The organism is Mesorhizobium sp. C264A (assembly GCF_040324515.1).
GTDB lineage: Bacteria > Pseudomonadota > Alphaproteobacteria > Rhizobiales > Rhizobiaceae > Mesorhizobium.
This window is the reverse complement of sequence record NZ_JAMYVY010000001.1, coordinates 793,881-817,252: the sequence shown is the minus strand read 5'-3', so window position 1 is coordinate 817,252 and position 23,372 is coordinate 793,881. Positions and strand designations below refer to the sequence as shown.

General features: G+C 63.5%; 17 protein-coding genes, 1 other RNA gene and 3 pseudogenes. 4 read left to right on the top strand and 17 right to left on the bottom strand.

Translation table 11 applies throughout. From position 1 onward, the window contains the following. Nucleotide 1: 1 nt before the first annotated feature. Genes ftsW through mraZ form a run of 9 tightly spaced genes read right to left on the bottom strand, consistent with a single transcriptional unit; the run spans nt 2 to nt 10,224 of the window. Nucleotides 2-1,153, bottom strand: coding sequence for a putative lipid II flippase FtsW (gene ftsW / locus NKL04_RS03930; protein ID WP_023668275.1), 1,152 nt, complete (start codon nt 1,151-1,153; stop codon nt 2-4). Further along, nucleotides 1,153-2,553: a UDP-N-acetylmuramoyl-L-alanine--D-glutamate ligase gene (murD, locus tag NKL04_RS03925; protein WP_023699608.1), complete on the bottom strand. Its 1,401-nt coding sequence runs from the start codon at nt 2,551-2,553 to the stop codon at nt 1,153-1,155. Before murD ends, ftsW begins: the two co-directional genes overlap by 1 nt. A gap of 8 nt (nt 2,554-2,561) precedes the next feature. Further along, nucleotides 2,562-3,644 carry a phospho-N-acetylmuramoyl-pentapeptide-transferase gene (mraY, locus tag NKL04_RS03920; RefSeq protein ID WP_023668273.1) on the bottom strand — a complete coding sequence of 361 codons (1,083 nt, stop codon included), beginning with the start codon at nt 3,642-3,644 and terminating at the stop codon, nt 2,562-2,564. Between the two features lie 18 nt (nt 3,645-3,662). Then, nucleotides 3,663-5,096: a UDP-N-acetylmuramoylalanyl-D-glutamyl-2,6-diaminopimelate--D-alanyl-D-alanine ligase gene (locus NKL04_RS03915; RefSeq protein ID WP_023699609.1), complete on the bottom strand. Its 1,434-nt coding sequence runs from the start codon at nt 5,094-5,096 to the stop codon at nt 3,663-3,665. Then, the gene (locus tag NKL04_RS03910) at nt 5,093-6,547 is read right to left on the bottom strand and encodes a UDP-N-acetylmuramoyl-L-alanyl-D-glutamate--2,6-diaminopimelate ligase (RefSeq protein ID WP_023699610.1); all 1,455 of its coding nucleotides are present in this window, start codon (nt 6,545-6,547) and stop codon (nt 5,093-5,095) included. Before NKL04_RS03910 ends, NKL04_RS03915 begins: the two co-directional genes overlap by 4 nt. Nucleotides 6,548-6,601: 54 nt before the next feature. Continuing rightward, on the bottom strand, nt 6,602-8,326 hold the full coding sequence (locus NKL04_RS03905; protein ID WP_023682141.1) for a peptidoglycan D,D-transpeptidase FtsI family protein: 1,725 nt from the start codon (nt 8,324-8,326) through the stop codon (nt 6,602-6,604). A gap of 14 nt (nt 8,327-8,340) precedes the next feature. Further along, nucleotides 8,341-8,733, bottom strand: coding sequence for a cell division protein FtsL (ftsL, locus tag NKL04_RS03900; protein ID WP_023682142.1), 393 nt, complete (start codon nt 8,731-8,733; stop codon nt 8,341-8,343). A gap of 4 nt (nt 8,734-8,737) precedes the next feature. Further along, on the bottom strand, nt 8,738-9,754 hold the full coding sequence (gene rsmH / locus NKL04_RS03895) for a 16S rRNA (cytosine(1402)-N(4))-methyltransferase RsmH (protein WP_023682143.1): 1,017 nt from the start codon (nt 9,752-9,754) through the stop codon (nt 8,738-8,740). Continuing rightward, nucleotides 9,751-10,224: a division/cell wall cluster transcriptional repressor MraZ gene (mraZ, locus tag NKL04_RS03890; RefSeq protein ID WP_023682144.1), complete on the bottom strand. Its 474-nt coding sequence runs from the start codon at nt 10,222-10,224 to the stop codon at nt 9,751-9,753. Before mraZ ends, rsmH begins: the two co-directional genes overlap by 4 nt. Nucleotides 10,225-10,626: 402 nt before the next feature. Between mraZ and NKL04_RS03885 the strand changes: the two are divergent. Further along, nucleotides 10,627-11,741: pseudogene (locus NKL04_RS03885) on the top strand (cystathionine gamma-lyase). Nucleotides 11,742-11,749: 8 nt separating this feature from the next. Here the strand turns inward: NKL04_RS03885 and NKL04_RS03880 are convergent. The 7 genes from NKL04_RS03880 to NKL04_RS03850 form a co-directional block, all read right to left on the bottom strand. Beyond that, on the bottom strand, nt 11,750-12,043 hold the full coding sequence (locus NKL04_RS03880) for a type II toxin-antitoxin system RelE/ParE family toxin (RefSeq protein ID WP_023668265.1): 294 nt from the start codon (nt 12,041-12,043) through the stop codon (nt 11,750-11,752). Further along, nucleotides 12,040-12,324 (bottom strand): type II toxin-antitoxin system ParD family antitoxin, encoded by a 285-nt coding sequence (locus NKL04_RS03875; protein WP_023688026.1) that lies wholly within the window; start codon nt 12,322-12,324, stop codon nt 12,040-12,042. Before NKL04_RS03875 ends, NKL04_RS03880 begins: the two co-directional genes overlap by 4 nt. Nucleotides 12,325-12,504: 180 nt before the next feature. After that, nucleotides 12,505-12,902: RNase P RNA component class A (gene rnpB, locus NKL04_RS03870), an RNA gene on the bottom strand. A 50-nt stretch (nt 12,903-12,952) separates the two neighbouring features. After that, on the bottom strand, nt 12,953-13,657 hold the full coding sequence (locus NKL04_RS03865) for a lytic transglycosylase domain-containing protein (RefSeq protein ID WP_023699611.1): 705 nt from the start codon (nt 13,655-13,657) through the stop codon (nt 12,953-12,955). Between the two features lie 184 nt (nt 13,658-13,841). Continuing rightward, a complete protein-coding gene (locus tag NKL04_RS03860) occupies nt 13,842-14,609 on the bottom strand; it encodes an N-acetylmuramoyl-L-alanine amidase (RefSeq protein ID WP_023699612.1) in 768 nt (255 codons plus the stop codon). Beyond that, nucleotides 14,606-15,325, bottom strand: a complete 720-nt coding sequence (locus NKL04_RS03855; RefSeq protein ID WP_023699613.1) for a J domain-containing protein — start codon at nt 15,323-15,325, stop codon at nt 14,606-14,608. The genes NKL04_RS03860 and NKL04_RS03855 overlap by 4 nt, the downstream gene beginning before the upstream one ends. Before the next feature lie 209 nt (nt 15,326-15,534). Continuing rightward, nucleotides 15,535-15,732: a hypothetical protein gene (locus tag NKL04_RS03850; protein WP_023668260.1), complete on the bottom strand. Its 198-nt coding sequence runs from the start codon at nt 15,730-15,732 to the stop codon at nt 15,535-15,537. Nucleotides 15,733-15,909: 177 nt separating this feature from the next. Here NKL04_RS03850 and NKL04_RS03845 point away from each other — a divergent pair. The 3 genes and pseudogenes from NKL04_RS03845 to NKL04_RS03835 all read left to right on the top strand — a co-directional run. Then, nucleotides 15,910-19,867, top strand: a pseudogene (locus NKL04_RS03845) (hydantoinase B/oxoprolinase family protein); the annotation flags it as partial. Nucleotides 19,868-19,898: 31 nt separating this feature from the next. Continuing rightward, nucleotides 19,899-21,197 (top strand): BtaA family protein, encoded by a 1,299-nt coding sequence (locus NKL04_RS03840; RefSeq protein ID WP_031208952.1) that lies wholly within the window; start codon nt 19,899-19,901, stop codon nt 21,195-21,197. Then, nucleotides 21,194-21,850 (top strand): annotated as a pseudogene (locus NKL04_RS03835) (class I SAM-dependent methyltransferase); the annotation flags it as partial. The gene NKL04_RS03840 and the pseudogene NKL04_RS03835, both read left to right, overlap by 4 nt. 123 nt (nt 21,851-21,973) lie before the next feature. On the opposite strand, the gene NKL04_RS03830 reads toward NKL04_RS03835, so the two are convergent. Further along, a complete protein-coding gene (locus NKL04_RS03830; protein ID WP_023690860.1) occupies nt 21,974-23,353 on the bottom strand; it encodes a serine hydrolase domain-containing protein in 1,380 nt (459 codons plus the stop codon). Nucleotides 23,354-23,372 lie beyond the last annotated feature (19 nt).

The window sequence follows — 23,372 nt, the reverse complement described above, 5'->3', positions numbered from 1 at the left end:
ATCACTCCGCCGGCAGGGCGCGCTGCGACAGGGCAAAGCCCATCTGCTTGCGCTTTTCCGGTCGCTTGCGGGTCAGCGCCAGCACCATGCCCATCGAGATGGCAATGGCGATCTGCGAGGAGCCGCCATAGGAGATGAAAGGCAGCGTCATGCCCTTGGCCGGCATCAGCTGCAGGTTGACGCACATGTTGATGACCGACTGCAGGCCGAACACGGTGACGAGACCGCCGACGGCGTAGCGGGTGAAATCATCATGTTCCTTCAGCGCCGTGCTGAGGCCGCGCAGCACGATGAAGGCGAAGATCGACATGATGAAGAAGCACATGATCAGCCCGAACTCTTCGCCGGCGACCGAAAAGACGAAGTCGGCATGCGCGTCGGGGATGACGCGCTTGACCGTGCCCTCGCCCGGGCCGACACCGAACCAGTGGCCGTTGATCAGCGCCTCGCGGCCCATGTCGACCTGGAACGTGTCGCCTTCGCCGGTCAGGAATTTGTCGATGCGGGCGGCGACGTGCGGGAACACCGTATAGGCGGCAAACAGGCCGCCGGCGCCGGTGGCGCCAAGCGCGATGATCCATAGCCATGGCAGGCCGGCCATGAAGAACATGACGCCCCAGGTGCCGGTCACCAGCATGGTCTGGCCGAGATCGGGCTGCGCCACCAGAAGCGAGATGACCAGGATCAGCAGCAGCATGGCAAACAAATTGCCGGGGATGTCGGGCTGGCGCTTGTGTTCGGCGAACAGCCAGGCGCAGACGATGACGAAGGCGGGTTTCAGAAATTCCGACGGCTGGATCGACATGCCGACAAACGACACCCAGCGCCGCGCGCCCTTCACCTCGACGCCGATGTAGAGCACGGCCACCATCAGCACCAGCATGATGCCCAGGATGATCAGCGCCATGCGCCGGATCTGCCGCGATTCCAGGAAGGACACTGCCAGCATCACGCCGAGCGCCGGCACGGTGAAGATGATCTGCCTGGTGGCAAAGTGGAAACTGTCGAGGCCGATGCGTTCGGCCACCGCCGGGCTTGCCGCAAAGGACAAGACGATGCCAAGCCCCATCAGCGACAGGAACGCCGCCAGGAACCAGCGATCGATCGTCCACCACCAGGTTGCAACCGGGCTTTTGTCGAGACGGCTTTGCATTATCGTGCCCCTCCGATGGGTTTCACGCCCTCGATAGCATTCGCAGCTTGCCTGAAGGCTTCGCCGCGAACTTCGAAATTCTTGAACTGGTCGAAACTGGCGCAGGCCGGCGACAGCAGCACCACCGCCTCGCCGCTGTCATCCTTGGCCGCGTCTTTCGCGGCATGGTCGACCGCGGCGGCCAGCGTGCCCGAGATTTCATAGGGCACGGCTTCGCCGAGCGTCGCCGAGAACGCGGGCGCCGCCTCGCCGATCAGATAGGCCTTGGCGATCCGCGGGAAGAAACCGCGCAGCGGCTCGATCCCGCCTTCCTTGGGCAGTCCGCCGGCGATCCAGTAGATGCGCAGGAAGCTCGACAGCGCGGGTGCCGCCGCATCGGCATTGGTCGCCTTGGAATCGTTGACGAACAGCACATGATCCTTGCGGCCGACCTGCTCCATGCGATGCGCCAACCCGGGAAAGCTTTCCAGTCCCGCCTGGATCTTGCCGAGGCTCAAGCCGACCCTGAGGCAGGCGGCGACGGCGGCAAGCGCGTTCTGCGCATTGTGCTGGCCGCGCAACGAACCGATGCCTTCGAGGAAGGCGACGCGGCTGTAACGGCCATGCACGGCTTCCATCAGATCGGAGCCATCGGCGAAATAACCGTCGGTCAGCGGCAGCCGCTTGGAGATGCGGATCACCTGTCGGCCCGCCCTCTCCAGCCGGTCGGCGATCTGCGCGCACCAGCTATCGTCGACGCCGACAATGGCTGTCTCGCTGCCGGCGACCAGCCGCTCCTTGATCGAAGCGTAGTGCTGCATGGTGCCGTGGCGGTCGAGATGGTCGGGCGTCAGGTTGAGCAGGATGCCGGCCGTCGGGTTGATCGAGGGCGCGAGATCGATCTGGTAGGACGAACACTCGACGACATAGTCCCGGTCAGCCTGCGGTGGATCGAGCGTCATGATGGCCCGGCCGATATTGCCGCCCATCTGCGTGTCGCGCCCTGCCGATTTGAGGATATGCGCGGTCAGCGCCGTGGTCGTCGACTTGCCGTTGGTGCCGGTGATAGCGATGAACGGCGCATCAGGCGCGCGCGCAATCCGCTCGCGGCAGAACAATTCGATATCGCCGATCACCTCGACGCCGGAGCCACGCGCCAACTCCACCGTCCAGTGCGGCTTGGGATGCGTCAGCGGCACGCCGGGCGAGAGCACGAAGGCCGAGAATTTCGACCAGTCGGCGCCGCGCAGATCGGCGGTCGCAATGCCTTGGCCAGCGGCCTTGGCGACGCTATCGGGATTGTCGTCCCAGGCGAGCACGTCGGCGCCGCCCTCGATCAGCGCGCGCGCCGTGGCGATCCCCGAGCCACCGAGGCCGAAGAGCGAAACGCGTTTGCCCGAAAAGGATGCGGCGGGGATCAAGCGGGTTCCTATCTCAGCTTGAGGGTCGACAGGCCGACCAGCGCCAGGATGACGGCGATGATCCAGAAGCGGATCACCACCTGGCTTTCGGTCCAGCCGAGCTTTTCGAAATGATGATGGATCGGCGCCATCAGGAACACGCGCTTGCCGGTCATCTTGAAGTAGCCGACCTGAATGATGACCGACAGGATTTCCACGACAAACAATCCGCCGACGATGACCAGCACGATCTCGTGCTTGGTGGCGACCGCGACCGTACCGATCAGGCCACCCATGGCCAGCGAACCGGTGTCGCCCATGAAGATCGCCGCCGGCGGGGCGTTGAACCAGAGGAAGCCGAGGCCGGCGCCGATGACGGCGCCAAGCACGACAGCCAGCTCGCCGGTGCCGGGCACGAAATGGATCTGCAGATATTCGGCGAACACCGCATTGCCGGAGAGGTAGGCGATGACGCCAAAGGATGCCGCCGCAATCATGATCGGCACGATCGCCAGCCCGTCGAGGCCATCGGTCAAATTCACCGCATTGCCGGCGCCGACAATGACGAAGCAAGAGAACGGCACGAAGAACCAGCCGAGATTGATGATGAATTCCTTGGCGAAGGGGAAGGTCAGCGACGACGAGAACGGCGCCTGGCCATTATGCATGATCGCCCAGGCGGCGATGCCGGCGATGACGAATTCCAACGCCAGCCGCGCCTTGCCGGAAAAGCCGAGATGCGACTGCTTGGTTACCTTGAGATAGTCGTCGTAAAAGCCGATCGAACCGAAGCCCAGCGTCACCAAGAGCACCACCCAGACATAGATCGAGGAGAGGTTCGCCCATAGAAGCGACGAGCCGACGATGCCGCACAGGATCATCAGCCCGCCCATCGTCGGCGTGCCGGCCTTCTTGAAATGCGTCTGCGGGCCATCGGCGCGGATCGGCTGGCCCTTGCCTTGCCGCAGCCTAAGCGAATTGATGATGGTCGGCCCGAAGATGAAGACGATCAGCGCCGAGGTGATCAGCGCACCGCCGGTGCGGAAAGTTATGTAGCGGAAGACATTGAAGACCGAGACCTTGTCCGCAAAATCGACGAGCAATGTAAACATACGATTCCGTTCCCCGGACTAGTTCTGTTTCGTGCCTGCGGCTTCCGCCGGATATTTGCCGAGCAAGGCCTCGACCAGCTTTGAAAAGCCGATGCCTTTCGACGATTTGATCATCACCACGTCGCCGGCCTCCAGCGTCGACAGCAGCAGCGGCTTCAATTCCTCGGCGCCGGCGCGGTATTCCGTTTTGATCTCGTCGGGCAGGATGTCTGCCAGCGCCCGCATTTCCGGGCCGCCGAGAAAGACCGTGTGCGTGCCGGTCCCGACGATCAGTTCGGCCAGGGCTGCATGCAGCTTGGCCGAATGGTCGCCGAGTTCGAGCATGTCGCCGAGCACGGCGATGCGCCGGCCCTCGCCCGTGACAGGCGTCGCATTGAGCAGCGCCATGGCAGCAGCCATCGAGGCCGGATTGGCGTTGTAGCTCTCGTCGATCAGTGTGATCAGTCCCTTGGGATGGCGCAGCACATGGCGCTTGCCACGGCCGCGTTCGGCGGAGAGATCGGCCAGCGCTTCCGCCACCTTTGCGATGTCGGCTTCAACGAGATGCGCCGCGCCAAGAACGGCGAGCACATTCTGTACCATGTGGCGGCCGGGCGCGCCGATCCGGGCAACGACATCCTGCCCGCCGATCCTGGCGGTGATGTCGGAATGATCGGCATGCAGCTCGCATTTGGTCAGCTTGTAGGTCGACCGTGCATTCTCGCCGAAGCCAAAGACATGTTCGAGGCCGGCGGCTCGCGCCATCTTGTCGAGCAGCTTCCATCGCGCATCGTCGCGGTTGAGCAAGGCCGCACCGCCGGGCTCGATGCCTTCAAAAATCTCGGCCTTGGCCTTGGCGATCTCGTCGAGATTTCTAAAGAAGCCGAGATGCGCCGCGGCGATCATCGTGACGATGGCGACATGCGGCCGTACCATCTTGACTAAGGGCCGGATCTCGCCGGGATGGTTCATGCCGATCTCGAACACCGCATAGTCGCAATCATCCGGCATGCGCGCCAGCGTCAGCGGAACGCCCCAATGATTGTTGAAGGACTGCGCCGAGGCATGCACCGTGCCGACGGCCGACAGCACATGACGCAGCGCCTCCTTGGTGGTGGTCTTGCCGGCCGATCCGGTCACCGCGATGATTTTTGCGTTGGAACGGGCGCGGGCGGCAACACCGAGTTTCTCCAGTGCTGCCAGCACATCCTGCACGACGATCATCGGCGCCGTCAGCCGCCCAAGCGACGGCAATTTGCCTTCGGCGACGACCAGAACGCCGGCGCCGGCCTTGATCGCCGCGGTCGCGAAGTCATGGCCGTCCATCGCCTCGCCCTTGATGGCGAAGAAGGCGTCGCCCGGCTGCAGGCTGCGGCTGTCGATCGAGATCCCCGAAATTCCCTCCGGCATCGGCCCAAGCGGCCGACCGCCCATGGCGTCGACCAGCGCCTCGGAAGTCCAGAGCACGCTCATGCGGCCCGCTCCCGCAGCGCCGAGCGGACTTCTTCGTGGTCGGAGAACGGAAAAGTCTCGGCGCCGATGGTCTGGCCCTCTTCATGGCCCTTGCCTGCAACGATCAGCGTATCGCCCGCTTTCAGCATGGCGACCGCTTCGTGGATCGCCTTGCGGCGGTCGCCGATTTCGATGGCGCCGGGTGCGGCTGCCAGGATCGCGGCACGGATCGTTTCCGGCACTTCCGAGCGCGGATTGTCGTCGGTGACGATGACGACATCGGCCAGCCGCGTGGCGATTCCGCCCATGATCGGCCGCTTGCCCCGGTCGCGGTCGCCGCCGCAGCCGAACACGACGATGACGCGACCGGTGGTGAACGGGCGCACGGCGGCCAGCACATTTTCCAGCGCATCCGGCTTGTGGGCATAGTCGACATAGGCGGGCGCGCCATTGGCGGTGGCGCCGACAAGGTCGAGCCGTCCCGGTGCCCCCTGAAGTTTCTCCAATGCCATCAAAGCTTTGGCGACCGGCGTTCCGGTGGAAATGGCCAGCCCTGCCGAAACCAGGGCATTGGCGATCTGGAAGTCGCCGGCGAGCGGCAGGTCGATCTCGTAGAGCACGCCGTCGGCTTCGACCTCGGCGCGCTGGCGGTGGCGCTCGTGCTCGACCCGCTTCAGGCGCAGGAAATCGCCATGGCGGCCGACAGTCAGCACCTTGAGCCCCGCGGCCTGCGCAGCCTGGATGGTCGGCGCCGACCACGGATCGTCGGCAAAGATGACCGCCGGCGCGCCTTTCGGCAGCAGCGTGTCGAACAGGCGCAATTTGGCGCGATGGTAGTCCTCGACCGTCGGATGATAGTCCATATGGTCGCGGCCGAGATTGGTGAAACCGCCCGCGGCGAGCTTGACGCCATCGAGACGGCGCTGGTCGAGACCATGGCTGGAAGCCTCCATCGAGGCGTGTGTGACGCCGGCCTCCGCCAATTCCTTGAGCAACTGGTGCAAAGCCACTGGATCGGGTGTGGTCAACGAACCGTAATCGTTGCGGCCCGGCGCCACCACGCCGGTGGTGCCAATGGACGCGGCGGCAAAGCCGGCCTGCTCCCAGATCTGCCTGGTGAAGGCGGCGACCGAGGTCTTGCCTGCGGTGCCGGTAACCGCGACCATGGTCTCCGGCTGGCTGCCGAAGAAACGTGCCGCGCTCAGCGCCAGCGCCAGGCGTGGGTCGTCGACGCTGAGCACCGGGACGGACAGGCCGGAAACGGCGCTGGCCTTGCCCACGACAACCGCCGCTGCGCCGCGCTTTGCCGCATCGGCGGCATAGGCCGAACCATCCGCCTTGCTGCCGGCGAGCGCGAAAAAGACCACGCCGGTCTTGACCGTGCGGGAATCCGACGAAATCCCGGTTACCTCCACATCGCGGGAAGATGTTCCCTCGACAGGCAGGATACCGGCTAAATCTCTCAGGTGCATCGAACCCCGTTTATCTCAACAAAATGGCGCGCAGTTGCCGGCGCGCCCTAAGAATCACTGATAGGAAACCAGCGTTGCGCCATTTTCATGGCTGAAATCTGGCTTCACGCCAAGCATGGCGGCTGCCCGCCTGATGATGTTTCCGGCCATGACACCCGCATTGTTGGCGGCAACGTCGGTCATTCCTGGCTTTTCCGGGTGCGGAGCGTCAGCGATCGTAAACACCAGATATTGCGGATCGTCCATCGGGAAGGCGGCGACGAAGGTGTTGAAATTCAGTTCCTTCGAGTAGCGGCCATTGATGACCTTCTCGGCGGTTCCGGTCTTGCCGCCAACGCGGTAGCCGGGCGCTCTGGCGTTTCTGGCCGAGCCTTTCTCGGCATTGAGCGTGTAGAGGTAGCGCATGCCCTCCACAGTCTTTTCGCTGACCACTCTCTTGGCCACCGCCATGGCATCCTGCTCGCTGCGGACCAGGAAAGTCGGCGGGATCAGGTAGCCCTGCATCAGCGCCGCGCAGCCAACGGCCGCCTGCAGCGGCGTCGTCGACACGCCATGGCCGAAGGCGATGGTGAAGGAGTTGACCTGTTTCCAGACCTTCGGTTCGGTCGGGCGCGCGACCTCAGGCAGTTCGGTCTGCATCCTGTCCAGAAGGCCAAGGCGATGCAGGAATTCGCGGTGCCCCTCGATGCCGACCATTTCGGCCTCACGCGCCGATCCGATGTTGGAGGAGTAAAGGAACACCTCCGGCAATGACAGCACGCGGTTCTTGCCGTGGAAATCGTGGATCGCCTGATGGCCGACCCGGATTGGGTGCGAGGCGTCGAAACGGCTGTTCATGTTCGCCTTGCCGGAATCGAGCGCCATGGCCGAGGTGAAGCTCTTGAAGGTCGAGCCCATCTCGTAGAGGCCGGCCGACATGCGGTTCAGCCGATCCTTGTCCTGCGCATTGAAGGGATTGTTCGGATCGAAATCCGGCACCGAGGCCATCGCCACCACTTCGCCGGTCTTGATGTTGAGCACGACGGCGCCGGCGCCCATGGCGCGATAGCGCTCGAGGCCGGCGGCAATCTCGTCGCGCACCACATGCTGGACGCGCAGGTCGATCGACAGCTGAACCGGCTTCAGATCCTTGGCGATCGCAAGGCCTGAGGCCTGCAGGTCGCTTAAGCCCTGCTCGTCAATGTATTTCTCCATGCCGGAGATGCCCTGATTGTCGATGTTGGTGAGGCCGACAATGTAGGACGAGGTCACGCCGGCCGGATAGAAGCGGCGCTTTTCGGTGCGAAAGCCGATTCCGGGAATGCCGAGCTGCATGATGTCGGCCTGCTGCTTGGGCGTCAGCTGCCGCTGCAGCCAGACGAAGCCGGCGCCGCTCTTCAGCTTGTGATAGGTCTGCTCGGGGTCGATATCTGGCAGAATGGTCGACAGCTTTTCGATCGCCTCGTCGGCATCGACGATGCGGCGCGGCTCGGCAAACAGCGATGCCGTCTTGATGTCGGTCGCCAGCACCTCGCCGTTGCGGTCGACGATGTCGGGACGCGACGCCGTCACCCGGCTTTGCGGCCCATTCGACATGTCGGGGGACTGGAAACCGAGATAGACCAGCCGCCCGGCGATGGTCGAATAGATGCCGAAGAACACCGCCATCGTCATCACGATGCGGGTCTTGGCCTTGCCGCCGGTCGCCTTGCGCGCGCCTTCGACCACGATGGAGCCGTCCTCGCCGGTCCGTGCGCGGCGCTTCAGCAATTTGCCGACCGACGGAAGTTTGGCGCGCATTGGAAATCCAGCGATCATTGGACGATGGCTCCGGTGACCACGGGATCCTTATCGGCTGGTCCTTTGCCGGAATTGTCGGCCATGCCGCCAAGCCGTTGCGACGACAGGTCCTCGATGTTGAGCGGTTTTGCCGGCAGGTCGTCGAGCCCGACGATCTGCCGCGCATTGACCGGCTCGAGTGCGAGCTGCGATTTGTAGATTTCAGCCAGCTTCTGCAGGCGCGACGGCTGGGTCAGCAGGCTCCAGTCGGCCTTGAGCAGGTCGATCGTGTCCTCCTCATAGCGGATCTGCGCCTCGATCTTCTGCACCGAAGCCAGCTGTTCCTCGGCCTCGCGCTTGGCCTTGTAGGTCAGGGCCGCGGCCGAGACCATGACGGCGATCAGGACTATGTCGCTGGTTCGAAACACGTATTCACCTCTCTCGCGGCGCCTGGATGCCGGGAAGCTTTGGAAGGCCGAAAATGGTGAGATCACCGGCGCGCGCCGGCGCCTCGGTGCGGATGGCGGTACGCAGCCTGGCCGAGCGCGCCCGCGGATTGGCAGCGACCTCGGCATCGCCTGCCGTCACGCCGCCACCAGCCTTGCGGAAGGTCGCGGTGCGCGCGTGCGCCTCGGGCAAATGACGTGAGCCGGTGGCGACGTCGGCGCGGTCGGCGATGAAGCGCTTGACGATGCGGTCTTCCAGCGAATGGAACGTCACCACCGCAAGCCGCCCGCCGGGCTTCAATACCCGCTCGGACGCCATTAGGGCTTTGGCCAATTCGCCCAGCTCGTCATTGACGAAAATGCGCAGCGCCTGGAAGACGCGGGTGGCCGGATGAATCTTGTCCTTCGGCGCGCGGCCGATATGCGTTTCGATCGCGTCGGCGAGATCGAGCGTGCGCTCGAACGGACGTTTTTCGCGGCGTGACTCGATCATGCGGGCAATGCGGCCGGCATTCCGCTCTTCGCCGAGGAAGCCGAAGATGCGGGCAAGGTCGCCTATCTTGAACGAATTGACGACGTCGGCAGCACTCAAGCCCGCCTGCGCCATGCGCATGTCGAGCGGCCCGTCGGTGCGGAACGAAAAGCCGCGCTCGGGCTGGTCGACCTGCATGGAGGAAATGCCGATGTCGAGGACAACGCCGTCGGCGCTTTCGACCTGCTCGTCCAGCGTCGAAAATGGCGCCTGCACCAGCCTTAGCCTGCCGCCGGATTGCTGTTCCAGGCCGCGCCCGGCGGCAATCGCATCGGGATCGCGATCGATCGCCACCACCGAGGCGCCGCTCGCCAGGATCGCCTTGGTGTAGCCGCCGGCGCCAAACGTGCCGTCGACGATCACATCGCCGGCTTTGGGTGAGAGCGCCTCCAGCACTTCGGCGAGGAGGACCGCAATGTGGCGGACCGGTCCGCCAACGGCGCTGAGATCATCGCCGTGATCCGCCATCATTCCGGCCGCTCCCCAGCCTTGGCCTCGTGAGCCTTCGTCCCCTGCCGAAGCTGCAAAAGCCGAGCGCGCGCCTGCGCCCCATAGGCGGCCAGCCGTCCAGGCTCCCAAACTTGAAAGAAATTGCCACGGCCGACAAAGGCCACTTCGCTCGTGATGCCCGTATGCTCGCGGATGAAATCGCTCATCGTGATGCGGCCATCCTGATCGAGCTTCAGGAACGTCCCGTCGCCATGGCAGAAGAACGACATATCGTCCGCCGTCTGCAAAAAAGGGTCTTCCAGCGCGATGCGCTGCTCGTAGCGGTCGAGCAGATCGAGCCCGCCGACATCCATCGCAGGCACATCCAGGCCGCGCAGCGCGTAGAGCTCCGAATAGCCGCGTTTCTGCACGACAGCGCGGAAATGCGCCGGAACGGAGACCCGCCCCTTCGCATCGATCCTGTTCACCGCGCTTGACAGAAACCGGTCCATGACACGCTGCAGCCGCTTCCGCCGCCGCACCCCTCTCCATGTTTTCGTCCGCGCCGAAGCGCGTCCCCTGCCGAAAATCCGCTTCGATCCCAGCGGCAAAACCCCGCAAACGCACAGCCGCCGCGGCTGCCCGATTGGCGTACGCTTTACCCTGACGCGGAACGAAGGCTTTGGTATCGAAATGGGATATCATGGGGCACTATGGGCGTCAACGGGAACAGGCTTCACAAACGCGCGCGCCACAACCGGTGAGAGCAGCTCTGACAACACTCCCGTCTTTATCTCCCATTAAGCCTAACGAACCGTTTAGAGCGGGCTGGCCCAAGCGGAAGCGGCTTGCCGCGCATCACTGCCGCGAATAGCGTCGTCAGTCTTTTCGCTGAGCAACAAGGTCAGAAATCCATGTCCGAAACAGCCAGGTCCCGCGCGGCCTCCCTTGCCCATCTGCGTCGCGACGGACTTGCCAAAGGCGACCCCATCCCATTGCCGCTGACCATGGCCGCTATTTTCCACAACCCGGGCGACGGCGCCGGCTACAGTCAGTACGGCCGTTACAGCAACGCCACCTGGGATGCAGTCGAGCACATGCTGGCGCATCTCGAAGACGCGCCATGCGTCGGCTTCCCCTCAGGAATGGCGGCAATCTCGGCGGTGTTTTTCGGCCTGTTGAAATCCGGCGACCGCGTGCTTTTGCCTTCTGACGGCTACCATGCCACACGCGCGCTGGCCGAACGTTTCCTCAAGCCCTTCGGCGTCGCCTATGATCTGCGGCCGACAGCTACATTCCTCGACGGCGGCTTCGACGGCTACCGCCTTGTCTACGTTGAAACCCCGTCAAATCCGCGATTGGACATTTGCGACATCACAGCGGTCGCCCAGGCCGCGCACCAAGCGGGCGCGATCGTCGTCGTCGACAACACCACGATGACGCCGTTCGGCCAGCGCCCGCTCGATCTCGGCGCCGACATCGTCGTTGCTGCCGACACCAAGGCGGCCAACGGGCATTCCGACGTGCTGTTCGGCCATGTCGCCAGCCGCAATCCAGACATCATCGCGGACGTCACCGGCTGGCGCGAGACCGCGGGCGGCATTCCCGGCCCGTTCGAGGCTTGGCTGGTGCATCGCGGCCTGGAGACGCTGGAGGTACGCTTCGACCGCATGTGTTCTTCTGCCGAGGTGATCGCGAAGCGCCTGAAAAACCATCGCGCCGTTAGCGGCTTGCGCTACCCCGGGCTGGAGGGCGACCCGTCGCACAACCTCGCCCGGGCGCAGATGGAGCGCTTCGGCTTCCTCATGTCCTTCGAACTCCTCTCCCAGGAAAAGGCCGAGGATTTCATCAACAACTGCACGCTGATGCAGGCGGCAACGTCGTTCGGGGTGTCCACACCTCCGCCGAGCGGCGGGCCAAGCGAGGAGATTCGGTTCCGCCCGGCTTCGTGCGCCTGTCGGTGGGCTGCGAGCCGGTGGAAGAACTCTGGCAGGCGATCGAGGCATCGCTGGACAACATCGGCATCTGAGCTGGCGGTTAGGTCACCAGGTCGTCGGCGCCAATATCGCGCCTGCCGTGCAAAACGCGGACGATCTCGATCGCGTCTTCGCCCATGCGATACAGAGTGACATATTCGCCGACGATCAGATGACGAATGCCGGGCGCGATATCATCGCGCGGCGCACCTGAGAACGGGTGCAAGGTGAGCAGTGTCCAGCGCCTCTCCAAAGCGTCCACAAGGCGCATGGCTCCCTTTGGGCTATGTTCCGCAATGTAGTCACCGATGCCTTCGACATCTGATATCGCCTGAGGAAGCAGCCGATATTTCACTCTTCCGAGCCTGCAGCTTCCGACATCCTCTGATATTTGGCTCGCAGCCGGTCCATGAAGGGCTGGCCGTCCACCGCCGGTCCGCTGTCGATCCCCTCCTGAACCAGCCTGCGCAATTCCTCGACCGTGTAGCCGAGAAGATCGCGGCGGTCTTTCCATTGCCGCAGCGCATCACGGATGACTTCGCTGGCCGAGGCATATTCGCCGGCGGCCACGACATCGTCGACCGCCGCCGCCAGTTCCGGCGAAAGCGTGATGCTGCGTTTGTCGACGTGACCCATGATGCGCTCCTGATCAAACCATGACAATCATGGTACGATTAAATCGTACCAGCTTCAAGGATGCGTTTGTCTCGACCCCAGTATGCGTACTTGATTCAATCGCTCAAGCACCTGAATCGCCAGCTGCGCCCGAAGGCGCAGACTGCTGATCCAAAGGATTAATCGCGATATGGGGGAGAAATTGCCAGCTGGCCTGTAAGCCGGGTTTTGTATGGCCCTCGCCCCTTTCGGGGCGAGAACGTGGCGGCCATTCATCTTGGGCGCATGTTGCCATGCGCCTCACGCAACCTACCCGGACGGTGAGCCGGAAACAGCCCTCGAAGGTTTCCCCTCGCACCGTCCCTATTCGGTCTTGCTCCCGGTGGGGTTTACCGTGCCGCTCCTGTTGCCAGTCGCGCGGTGGGCTCTTACCCCACCCTTTCACCCTTGCCCCGATAAATCGTGGCGGTTTGCTTTCTGTGGCACTTTCCCTGGGGTCGCCCCCGCCGGCCATTAACCGGCACCGTGTCTCCATGGAGCCCGGACTTTCCTCACCCGCAGCCTTTCGGCTTTGCGGGTGCGGCCGCCCGGCCAGCTGGCAGAGCGTATAAAGGGGTTCACGTTCCAAAACGCAAATGAAAAAGCAGACTTATGCCGGCGATCCCAATGCCGCCAACTGCACCTTGACCTTGCCGCAATAGGCCGCCGACACCGGGTTCATCCGCGTCGCGGCATGGCCGGCATTGTATTTCAGGATCGTGCCGCAGGTGGTGCCGCCGCCGAGATTGCGCGCCATGGCAAGGTACTTCATGCCGTATTTGATGTTGGTGTCGGGATCGAACAGACCCTTGGCGGAGCCGCTATACCCCATCATCCGCGCCGTTGCCGGCTTGATCTGCATCAGGCCGATTTCACCCGCGCTGCCGACGATGTTCGGCCGGTAGTTGCTCTCGATCTTGATGACCGCCTGGGCCAGCGACACCGGCACGCCTTCGGCCGCAGCATAGCGGGCAATGATTGCCGAATACTGGCCGCCAAGCGCGGCTGCCGCAGTCGACTCCGCAGCGGTGCTTGGGCGGATCGATGCGGTCGTCGTCAGGTCGACGCTCTTCCTGTTGTGCTTAAAATGCCTCTTGGCCGTGGCTTTTCTGGCCTTCACCACGGCTGCTTTGCGCACTTTCGCGGTGGTTGCCCTTTTTGCTTTCGGGTTTGCCTTCGTCATGGTGGCCTTGGCGGGTGCGGCGATGAAGCCCTGGTCTGCCCTCTGGCTCAGTGGTGCGGCATCGGCCGTGCTGAAGGCAAAAGTCATTACGCCGGCAGCAATAGCTGCCGTTACAACGGTCAATTTCTGCATGTGGTCCTGTTCTGTTTGGCCGCGCGAAGATCTTCACGCAGCAACGCCTAATCAATATCGGAGCATCCGGGGGGCTGGAGGTCCGATAATTTGCACGAACTGCCTTTGAGGGCGGAATTTGTGTCGAACAAGGCGAGGCAATTCACTTTCAGTGACAGGCTGTAACTTGAATATTAGGAAAAGATTATTTAGACGCAACTGACCTAAGGGAAGTCAGCAGGCTTTGCAGCGTGCTAGACGTAGAGCCGTCGGCGACGCCATCCACCAGGCGTGGTCGGAAATGCCGCTGAAAAGCTTCGACGACGATTTCGGTCTGGCGGTCGAAGACACCTGATATCTCGACGCCATAGCCATAGAGCGCCAGCATCGACTGCAGTGCCTCGACCTCGGCGCCGGTATCGCCGGCTTTCAGCACCGCGCCGCGCCGGACCGGCGCCGCAGGCACGAGATGGCCGACCCCGGCCGCAAACAGCGCCTTCCAGGGGAATTTCTCGCCCGGGTCGATCTTGCGCCCCGGCGCTATGTCGGAATGGGCAAGCACCCTTTGCGCCGAAATGCAATGGCGTTCGATGATACCAAGGCAAAGCCCGATCACCGCTTCCACCTGCCGCTTGGGAAAGACCGAATAGCCGAGCGAATGGCCGGGATTGACGATTTCGATGCCGACCGAACAGGAGTTGATGTCGGTACGCCCGAACCAGGAACTTGCACCGGCATGCCAGGCGCGGTCGCTTTCGCGCACCATCTGAATGATGCGGCCATCCTCGTGGACGAGGTAGTGCGACGAGACTTCGCTTGCGGGGTCGCACAACCAGGCTTCCGCGGCAGCACCAGTCGCCATGCCGGTATAGTGCAGCACGATCATGTCGGGCCTGAGGGTTTCGCGCCGCGGGCCGAAATTCGGCGATACCCTGACCTCCGCGCTTGGCTCGTCGGGCGGGAAGCCGCTCATGCGTGCCTGAGGCCCCGCTCGATCATTTCATAGGCCGCGTTGATCGCCGCGACCCTGGTCGTTGCAATCTTGATGAATTCCTGCGGCAGGCCGCGCGCTATCAGCCGGTCCGGATGATTGTCGGAGACCAGCTTGCGGTATCGCTTCCTGACCTCCTCGAACGGTTTCCCGCGCTCAATGCCGAGCACGATATAGGGATCGCCGGCGCCGAGATTGACGTGCCTGGCCAGGATGGCCTCGTAGTGCACCTCGTCGATGCGGAAAATCTCGGCAATACGGTGCAGGAAAATCCCTTCGCGCTCATGCACCAGCCCATCCGCCTTGGCGATATGGAACAGACCGTCGAGTATGTCTTCCAGCATGACGCAGTTCGAATGGCCCGAGCCGCACATCTGCGCCATACTCTCGGCATAGGTCTCGAACCCGGCGACGTCGCGCTTGGCCAGATCGTAAAGCCGTGCCACATTGCGGGTCTGTTCTCGCGGCACCTCGAATATTTCCTGGAACGCGCGAACCTCGTCCTGGGTGACGATGCCATCGGCCTTGGCCATCTTGGCTGACAGCGCAATCATCGCCACAGAGAAGGCGACGCGCCGGCGCAGATCGGCGTCACCGGAGAAAACCGTGCGCACGGCCTCGACCACATCGGCTACGCCGGACGTGGCTGAAGATGAAACGCGGGTGATGAAGTCGCCGAGGCGATCCCAAATCGACATGAGCGCTTATTAGGGCCGCCGGCCATCGCTATCAAGCCAAGACAGCGCCGCAGAGTGGATCGAATTTACGCAAGCAACCGACGCGCCAGATCCCAAACCGTAGGAAAGAGCCGGTTCAAGGCCCTTGAGCCCCGAATCGACCTAAACGCAGGAAGGCCGGCGCGAAGCCGGCCTCCTCTCTCGTCACGTCAAAGTGACCGAGACTGCTGCTACTGCGCGGGGGCAGGAGCAGGTGTTGCCGGAGCCGGTTCTGCAGGCTTCGGTGCATCCGGCGTCGCCGGCTTCATGGGCTCGGCGGCTGGCGGATTGGTGCTCTGGGTGGTGGTGTTATCCGTACCGCTGTCGCTGCAGGCGGCAACGCCGAACAGGGCCAGGGCGGAAACGGAAGCAAGAATGAGCTTTTTCATGACATCTCTCCTTCAACACACGCTCACGTTGCGGTGAACGGTCGAAGGCAAAATGCATCAAACGGCCATGAGTTTCGTAACGTTGCGTTTCCTGATGTAACATCCGCGCACTATCGATTGCGGGCCGGGCGATGCCGAACTAACAGTCTGGACCCAAATGCAATGCCGGAGTTCTGCGTGGACAAGAAATGGGATTTTTGGATCGACCGCGGCGGCACCTTCACCGACGTGATCGGACGTGATCCGCAAGGGGGTTTGCATCCCAGGAAATTCCTGTCGGAAAATCCCGAAGCCTATCCCGACGCGGCCATAGCCGGCATCCGCGAGCTTCTGGGGCTGAAATCCGGCACCGCTATTCCTCCGGGCCTGGTCGGTGACGTCAAGATGGGTACCACCGTTGCCACGAATGCGCTGCTGGAGCGCAAGGGCGACCGTGTGCTTTTGCTCATCACCAAGGGCTTTCGCGACGCGCTGAAGATCGCCTATCAGGCGCGGCCGGACATCTTCGCCAAGGAGATCATCCTTCCCGAACAGCTCTACGAGCGAGTCATCGAGATCGACGAGCGTGTGCGCGCCAATGGCGAGGTCGAGCGCTTGCTCGACATCGCCGCCTGCCGGCCCGCCATCGAACAGGCGAAGGCCGACGGCATCGATGCGGTGGCCATCGTCTTCATGCATGCCTGGAAATATCCCGACCACGAGAAGGCGGTGGCGAAAGTCTGCCGCAAGATCGGGTTCAGCCAAGTCTCGGTCAGCCATGAAGTCTCGCCGCTGATCAAACTGGTCGGCCGCGGCGACACCACCGTGGTCGATGCCTATCTGTCGCCGATGCTGTCGCGCTATGTGCAAAGGGTGGCGGGAGAACTGGGCGCGACGCCAATCTCCCCACTTCTGGGGGGTGAGGAGCGGTCGGCCAAAGGCCGAGAAAAAGCCAACGATTTGGCTTTTTCAGCGACGAATGCCCGGAGCCATAGCGAAGGGCAGTCCGCAAAGCGGCCAGAGGGGTCCTCTCGGAAGGCACCGCCAATGCCCTGAGCCCGGTCGATCCAACCCCACCCGGCGGCACCGCCGCCACCCTCCCCTCGAGGGGGAGGGAAAACCCTCGCCTGATGTTCATGATGTCGTCGGGCGGGCTTACCGCCGCCGACATGTTTCAGGGCAAGGACGCGCTGCTGTCCGGCCCGGCCGGCGGTGTCGTCGGCATGGTCGAGACGGCGAAACTCGCCGGATTCGAGAAAGTCATCGGTTTCGACATGGGCGGCACCTCGACCGACGTCGCCCATTATGACGGCGAGTATGAGCGCGCCTTCGACACCGAGGTCGCCGGCGTGCGCATCCGTGCGCCGATGATGCGCATCCATACCGTCGCTGCCGGCGGCGGCTCGATCCTGCACTACGAAGCCGGCCGTTTCCGCGCCGGCCCGGATTCCGCCGGCGCCAATCCTGGCCCCGCCGCCTACCGGCGCGGCGGCCCGCTGGCCGTCACCGACGCCAATGTCATGCTGGGCAAGCTGCAGCCCGATTTCTTCCCGGCAATTTTCGGCCCAGGCCAGGACCAGCCGCTCGATGTGGCCGCCGTGCGCAAAAAATTCGCTGCGCTGGCCGTCGAAATCGGCGATGGCCGCACGCCGGAAGCCGTCGCCGAAGGCTTCGTCACCATCGCGGTGGAAAACATGGCCAATGCCATCAAGAAGATCTCCGTGCAGCGCGGCTATGACGTCACTGAATATCTCTTGAACTGTTTTGGCGGCGCCGGCGGCCAGCATGCCTGCCTGGTTGCCGACGCGCTCGGCATGGAGGCGGTACTGATCCACCCCTTTTCCGGTCTGCTCTCAGCCTATGGTATCGGCCTGTCGTCGGTTTTCGCGTCGCGCCAGCAGGCGCTCCTGAAGCCGCTTGCCGAAGAATCCAGGACCCAGATCGGCAGCCTCATCGGCACGTTGAAAAAAGCCGTCATCGCCGAATTGGCAGCGCAAGGCATCGCCGAGGACAAGATTGCGGCAAAGCCGGTGCTGCACATCCGCTATGACGGCACCGACACCACGCTGCCGGTGAATTTCGAACAGGACTCGATCTTCCAGGCCAGGCGCGATTTCGAAGTGGCCCATAAGGCGCAGTTCGGGTTCGTCTATGACGACAAGCCGATGATCGTCGAGACCGTTGGCGTGGAAGGCGCCGAGATCGTCGAGACCACGGCCGAAGCCGTTGCGCCCGCCGGACCGGCAATGGTTGAAGCCGGTGCGTCCGGAACGCGGCGCATCTACACCGAGGGCCGCTGGCATGAGGCCGGCATCCATCGCCGCGAAAACCTGCGCCCATCCAATCTGGTCCCAGGCCCCGCTTTGATCATCGAGCCGAACCAGACCATCGTCGTCGAGCCGGGCTGGCGGGCCGAAATCACCAACCTCAATCACGTCGTCATCCGCCGCACGGAACGGAAAGTGCGCACGGCGGCCCTCGGTACCGAAGCCGATCCGGTGATGCTGGAGGTCTTCAACAACCTCTTCATGTCGATCGCCGAGCAGATGGGCGTCACGCTGCAGAATACCGCCTATTCCGTCAACATCAAGGAAAGGCTGGACTTTTCCTGCGCCGTCTTCGACCGTCATGGCGCGCTGGTCGCCAACGCGCCGCACATGCCGGTGCATCTCGGCTCCATGGACCGCTCGGTCGAAACCATCATCCGGCTGAACTCCGGCGACATCCATCCCGGCGACGTCTTTGCGCTGAACGCCCCCTATAATGGCGGCACGCATTTGCCTGATATCACCGTGGTGACGCCGGTGTTTTCCCTCCCCTTGAGGGGAGGGTGGCCGCGCAGCGGCCGGGTGGGGTCCTCTCAGAAGGCACCACAAGAGCGTCGAGCACTGCCGCAACCACCCCCTCACGCGGCTCCGCCGCCACCTCCCCCTCAAGGGGGGAGGAAGTAATCTTCTACGTAGCCTCGCGCGGCCACCATGCCGACATTGGCGGCACGGCTCCCGGCTCGATGACGCCGCTTGCCACCACGGTTGACGAGGAAGGTGTGCTGTTCGACAATTTCCGCGTTGTCGATCGTGGAAAATTCCGCGAGGCGGAGTTGCAAACGCTGCTCACCGACCACCCCTATCCTGCCCGCAACCCACACCAGAACATCGCCGACCTCAAGGCGCAGATCGCCGCGAATGAAAAGGGCGTGGCGGAATTGCGCAAGATGGTCGCCCATTTCGGCCTTGACGTCGTCGAAGCCTATATGGGCCATGTCCAGGACAACGCCGCCGAAAGCGTGCGCCGCGTGCTGGAAAGGCTGCCTGACAGCTCGCAGTATGAATACCCGACCGACACCGGCCAGGTGATCAAGGTGAAGATCACGGTCGACCGGCAAAAGAGCGAAGCGACCGTCGACTTCACCGGCACCTCGCCTGTCATGAAGAACAATTTCAACGCGCCCGAGCCCGTCGCCCGCGCCGCCGTGCTCTATGCCTTCCGTGTCATGGTCGAGGACATGATCCCGATGAATGCCGGGTGCCTCAGGCCCATCAACATCATCATCCCCGACGGCTCGATGCTGAAGCCGGCCTACCCCGCAGCAGTCGTCGCCGGCAATGTCGAGACCTCGCAGCATGTCACCAACGCGCTGTTCGGAGCCATGGGCGCCATGGCCAATGCGCAAGGCACGATGAACAACCTGACCTTCGGCAACAAGCAGTACCAGTATTACGAGACGATCTGCTCCGGTTCGCCGGCCGGACAGATGAACTCCGGCCGCGGCTTTGCCGGCACATCCGGCGTCCACACCCACATGACCAATTCGCGCCTGACCGACCCGGAGGTGCTGGAATTGCGCTTTCCCGTGCTGCTCGAGGATTTTCACATTCGCGAAGGCTCCGGCGGCAAAGGCAAATGGGATGCCGGTGACGGCACCAGGCGCACCATCCGTTTCCTCGAAAAGATGGAATGCGCCATCCTGTCCTCGCACCGCAACCGCCCGCCGCAAGGCCTCGACGGCGGCGGTGACGGCGAGGTCGGCTCGACCAAGGTCCGCCGCCAGGACGGCAGCGTCGAGACGCTGAAGGCCTGCGACCAGACCGTGCTCGACGCCGGCGACGCCGTCATCCTGACGACGCCGACACCCGGGGGATTTGGCAAGGCCTGAACTCGCGTCAACAGGCTGTCACCCGCCTGTCATGCCCCTGAGTTACCCGCTTGCGGCAAAGCAAATGGGGAATCACTTTGCCATGACGGACGTCTCCTCGGATCTCGTTTTTCGCCGCGGCAAGGAAGTTGGAAAGGCCGTCTACCAGAACCGCCCGCTGTCGAAGGCCGGCCTTTCCGAACGGCTGTTTGCGCTTCTGTTTTCCGGTCTCGTCTATCCGCAGATCTGGGAAGACCCTGAAGTCGACATGGAGGCCATGCAGCTTGGCCAGGGCCACCGCGTCGTCACCATAGCGTCGGGCGGCTGCAACATCCTCGCCTACCTCACCCGCTCGCCTGAACGCGTCGATGCGGTCGACCTCAACGCCGCCCACATCGCCTTGAACCGGATGAAGCTGGAGGCGGTGCGGCATCTGCCCTCGCAGGGCGATCTGTTCCGTTTCTTCGGCGCCGCCGACACCAACCACAATTCGCAAGCCTATGACCGCTTCATCGCGCCGCATCTCGACCCGGTCAGCCGCCACTATTGGGAGCGTCGCAGCTGGCGCGGCCGCCGGCGCATCACCGTCTTCGACCGCAATTTCTACCAGACCGGCCTGCTCGGCCTGTTCACCGCCATGGGCCACCGCATCGCCAAATTCTTCGGCGTCGATCCCGCCGGTATCATGGCGTCGAAGAGCCTCGCCGACCAGCGCCGCTTCTTCAACGAAGAGCTGGCGCCGGTCTTCGACAAGAAGCTGTTGCGCTGGGCTACCTCGCGCAAGGCTTCGCTGTTCGGCCTCGGCATTCCGCCGGCGCAGTACGATTCGCTGATCACCTCGGGCGATGGTTCGATGGCCAGCGTGCTGAAGGCCCGGCTGGAAAAGCTCGCTTGCGATTTTCCGCTGAAGAACAACTACTTCGCTTGGCAAGCCTTCGCCCGTCGCTATCCCAATCCGGGTGAGGCCGCCCTGCCCGCCTATCTAGAAGAGGCCAACTACAAGGCGATCCGCAACAATGTCGATCGCGTCGGCATCCACCACGCCAATCTGATCGAATTTCTGGCCGGCAAGGACGCAAGCACCGTCGATCGTTTCGTCCTGCTCGACGCGCAGGACTGGATGACGAACGACCAGCTCAATGCCCTTTGGTCGGAGATCACCCGCACCGCCTCGGTCGGCGCCCGAGTCATCTTCCGTACCGCCGCCGAGCCCAGCCTGCTGCCGGGCCGCGTCTCGATCTCGCTGCTCGACCAGTGGACCTACGAGGACGAGGCCTCGCGCGACTGTTCGGCCCGCGACCGCTCGGCCATCTATGGCGGCTTCCACCTCTATGTGAAGCGCGCGGCATGAGCGCGAGCGAGCTGCCGGCCGACCATGCCGAACTGATGGACGGCGTCTATCGCTGGCAACGCCATATCTACGACCTGACCCGCAAATACTATCTGCTTGGCCGCGACCAGATGATAGCCGGGCTGGATGTGCCGGCGAATGGCAGAGTGCTCGAACTTGGCTGCGGCACCGGCCGCAACATCGCGCTTGCCGCCCGCCGCTATCCCGACGCCCGCCTCTACGGCCTCGACATCTCGGCCGAGATGCTGGAGACGGCGAGCAAGGCGATCGGCCGCGACGGCCTGTCCGGCCGCGCCGTGCTGGCGCGCGGCGACGCCACCGATTTCGACGCCAAGACGCTGTTCGGCGTCGAGCGCTTCGACCGCATCTTCGTGTCCTATTCGCTGTCGATGATCCCCGGTTGGGAAAAGACGGTTTCGGCAGCCCTTGCGGCACTCGCGCCCGGCGGCTCGCTGCATGTCGTCGATTTCGGCCAGCAGGAAGGCTTGCCCAACTGGTTCCGGACATTGCTGCGCGGCTGGCTCAAGAAATTCCATGTCACCCCACGTGAATCATTGCGCGAAGTCTTGGAATCGGAATCTCGGCGAACCGGCGCAAGCTTCTGTTTCCGCGCGCTTTATCGCGGCTATGCCTGGCTGGCGGTCGTCAAGATCGCGCACTCTTACCTCCCCCTCGATGGGGGAGGTCGCGCTGAAGGCGCGGGTAGGGGTGAAGTGCCAGGCACCCCGCCCGGCGCTACGCCCCCGCCCTCCCCATCAAGGGGAGGGTAAAGGGAGCTAGCGCAGTGCCTTCATCAGCGCGCCGACCATCACCTGCGGCCGGTAGCCGAGCTTGGCCGGCGTCAACCCCAGCCGCACCACCACCAGTTGCTCCGACGGGATGATGGCGACCGTCTGGCCGTCATGGCCCTCCATCCAGTAGGTATCGTTGGGCAGGCCGGCGGCGACGCCGGCGCCGGGATTTCCTTCGTCCCCCGGGGCTTCGATCCAAAGTTGCCCCTTGCCGTAGACTTTCGAGGCCGGTGCCGGTTCGCGCATCCAGTCGACGAAACCGGCCGGCAGGATCTGGTTGCCGTTCCAGACGCCGCCCTGCAGCAGGAATTGGCCGAACCGCGCCCAGTCATGCCCCGTGGCATAGAGGTAGGATGAGCCGACAAAGGTACCCTCCTCGTCGGTTTCGAGCACCGCGCTTTGCATGCCGAGCGGCCCGAACAGCGCTGCCCTTGGCCACATCAGCGCCTTGTCCTTGTCGCCGATAGCATCCTGCCACAGCCGCGACAGCATCACCGCCGTGCCGCTCGAATAGGAAAAGACCTTGCCGACGTCGCCGGTCAGCGGCTTGGCCTCGGCGAAGCCCGCCATATCCGGTTCGAGGTAGAGCATGCGCGTCACATCGGCAACGTCGCCATAATCCTCGTTGAACTCGAGTCCGCTCGACATCGCCATCATATCGGCAAGGCTGATGGCGGCGCGGCCGTCCGCCTTCCATGAGCCGAACAGGCCCTGATTGGTCACCGCCATCTTGCCGTCCTTGACCAGCGTGCCGACGAGCGCGGCGTTGACTGTCTTGGTCATCGACCAGCCCAGCAGCGGCGTTTTCGCCGAAAAGCCGTCGCCATAACGCTCCGCAACAATGCGGCCATTTTTGACCACCACCACGGCGCGCATGCCGATGCCGGTCATCGCCGCACCGTCGAGGATCTTGTTGATTTCGGGATTTTGCGAGGCATCGACTCGATCTCCCTCGGGCCACAGATCGCCCTTGGTGGCCGCCGACGCCTCGGCAGGGATTGACGTGCGCCGTGCCTTGCCGACGTCGCCATCAGGAACCGAGGCGCAACCCAGGCCGGCGCGCGCAACAGCAACGCTCTTGCCGAGGAAGCCAAGCAGCCCGGCCGAGACGGTCCCCCTGTTCTTGTCGACCGACACCTTCATCAGCCTGAGAAGCGGATGGCCGGGCGCCTGCACGTCGATGGCAAGCACCTCATTGGGATCACGGCCGGCGATAAAAACATTCGAGCAGACAATCTTGGCGGAATAGCCGGAACCGACGCGGATCAGTTCGGGCGGCGCGACGTAGAGCCAGGTAAACAGGGCGGCTATGGCCAACACGACCAGGCCGAGCAGCCATTTGATGATCTTCACGGCGATCCGCATCTTTCCGTCCCTGCTTTTC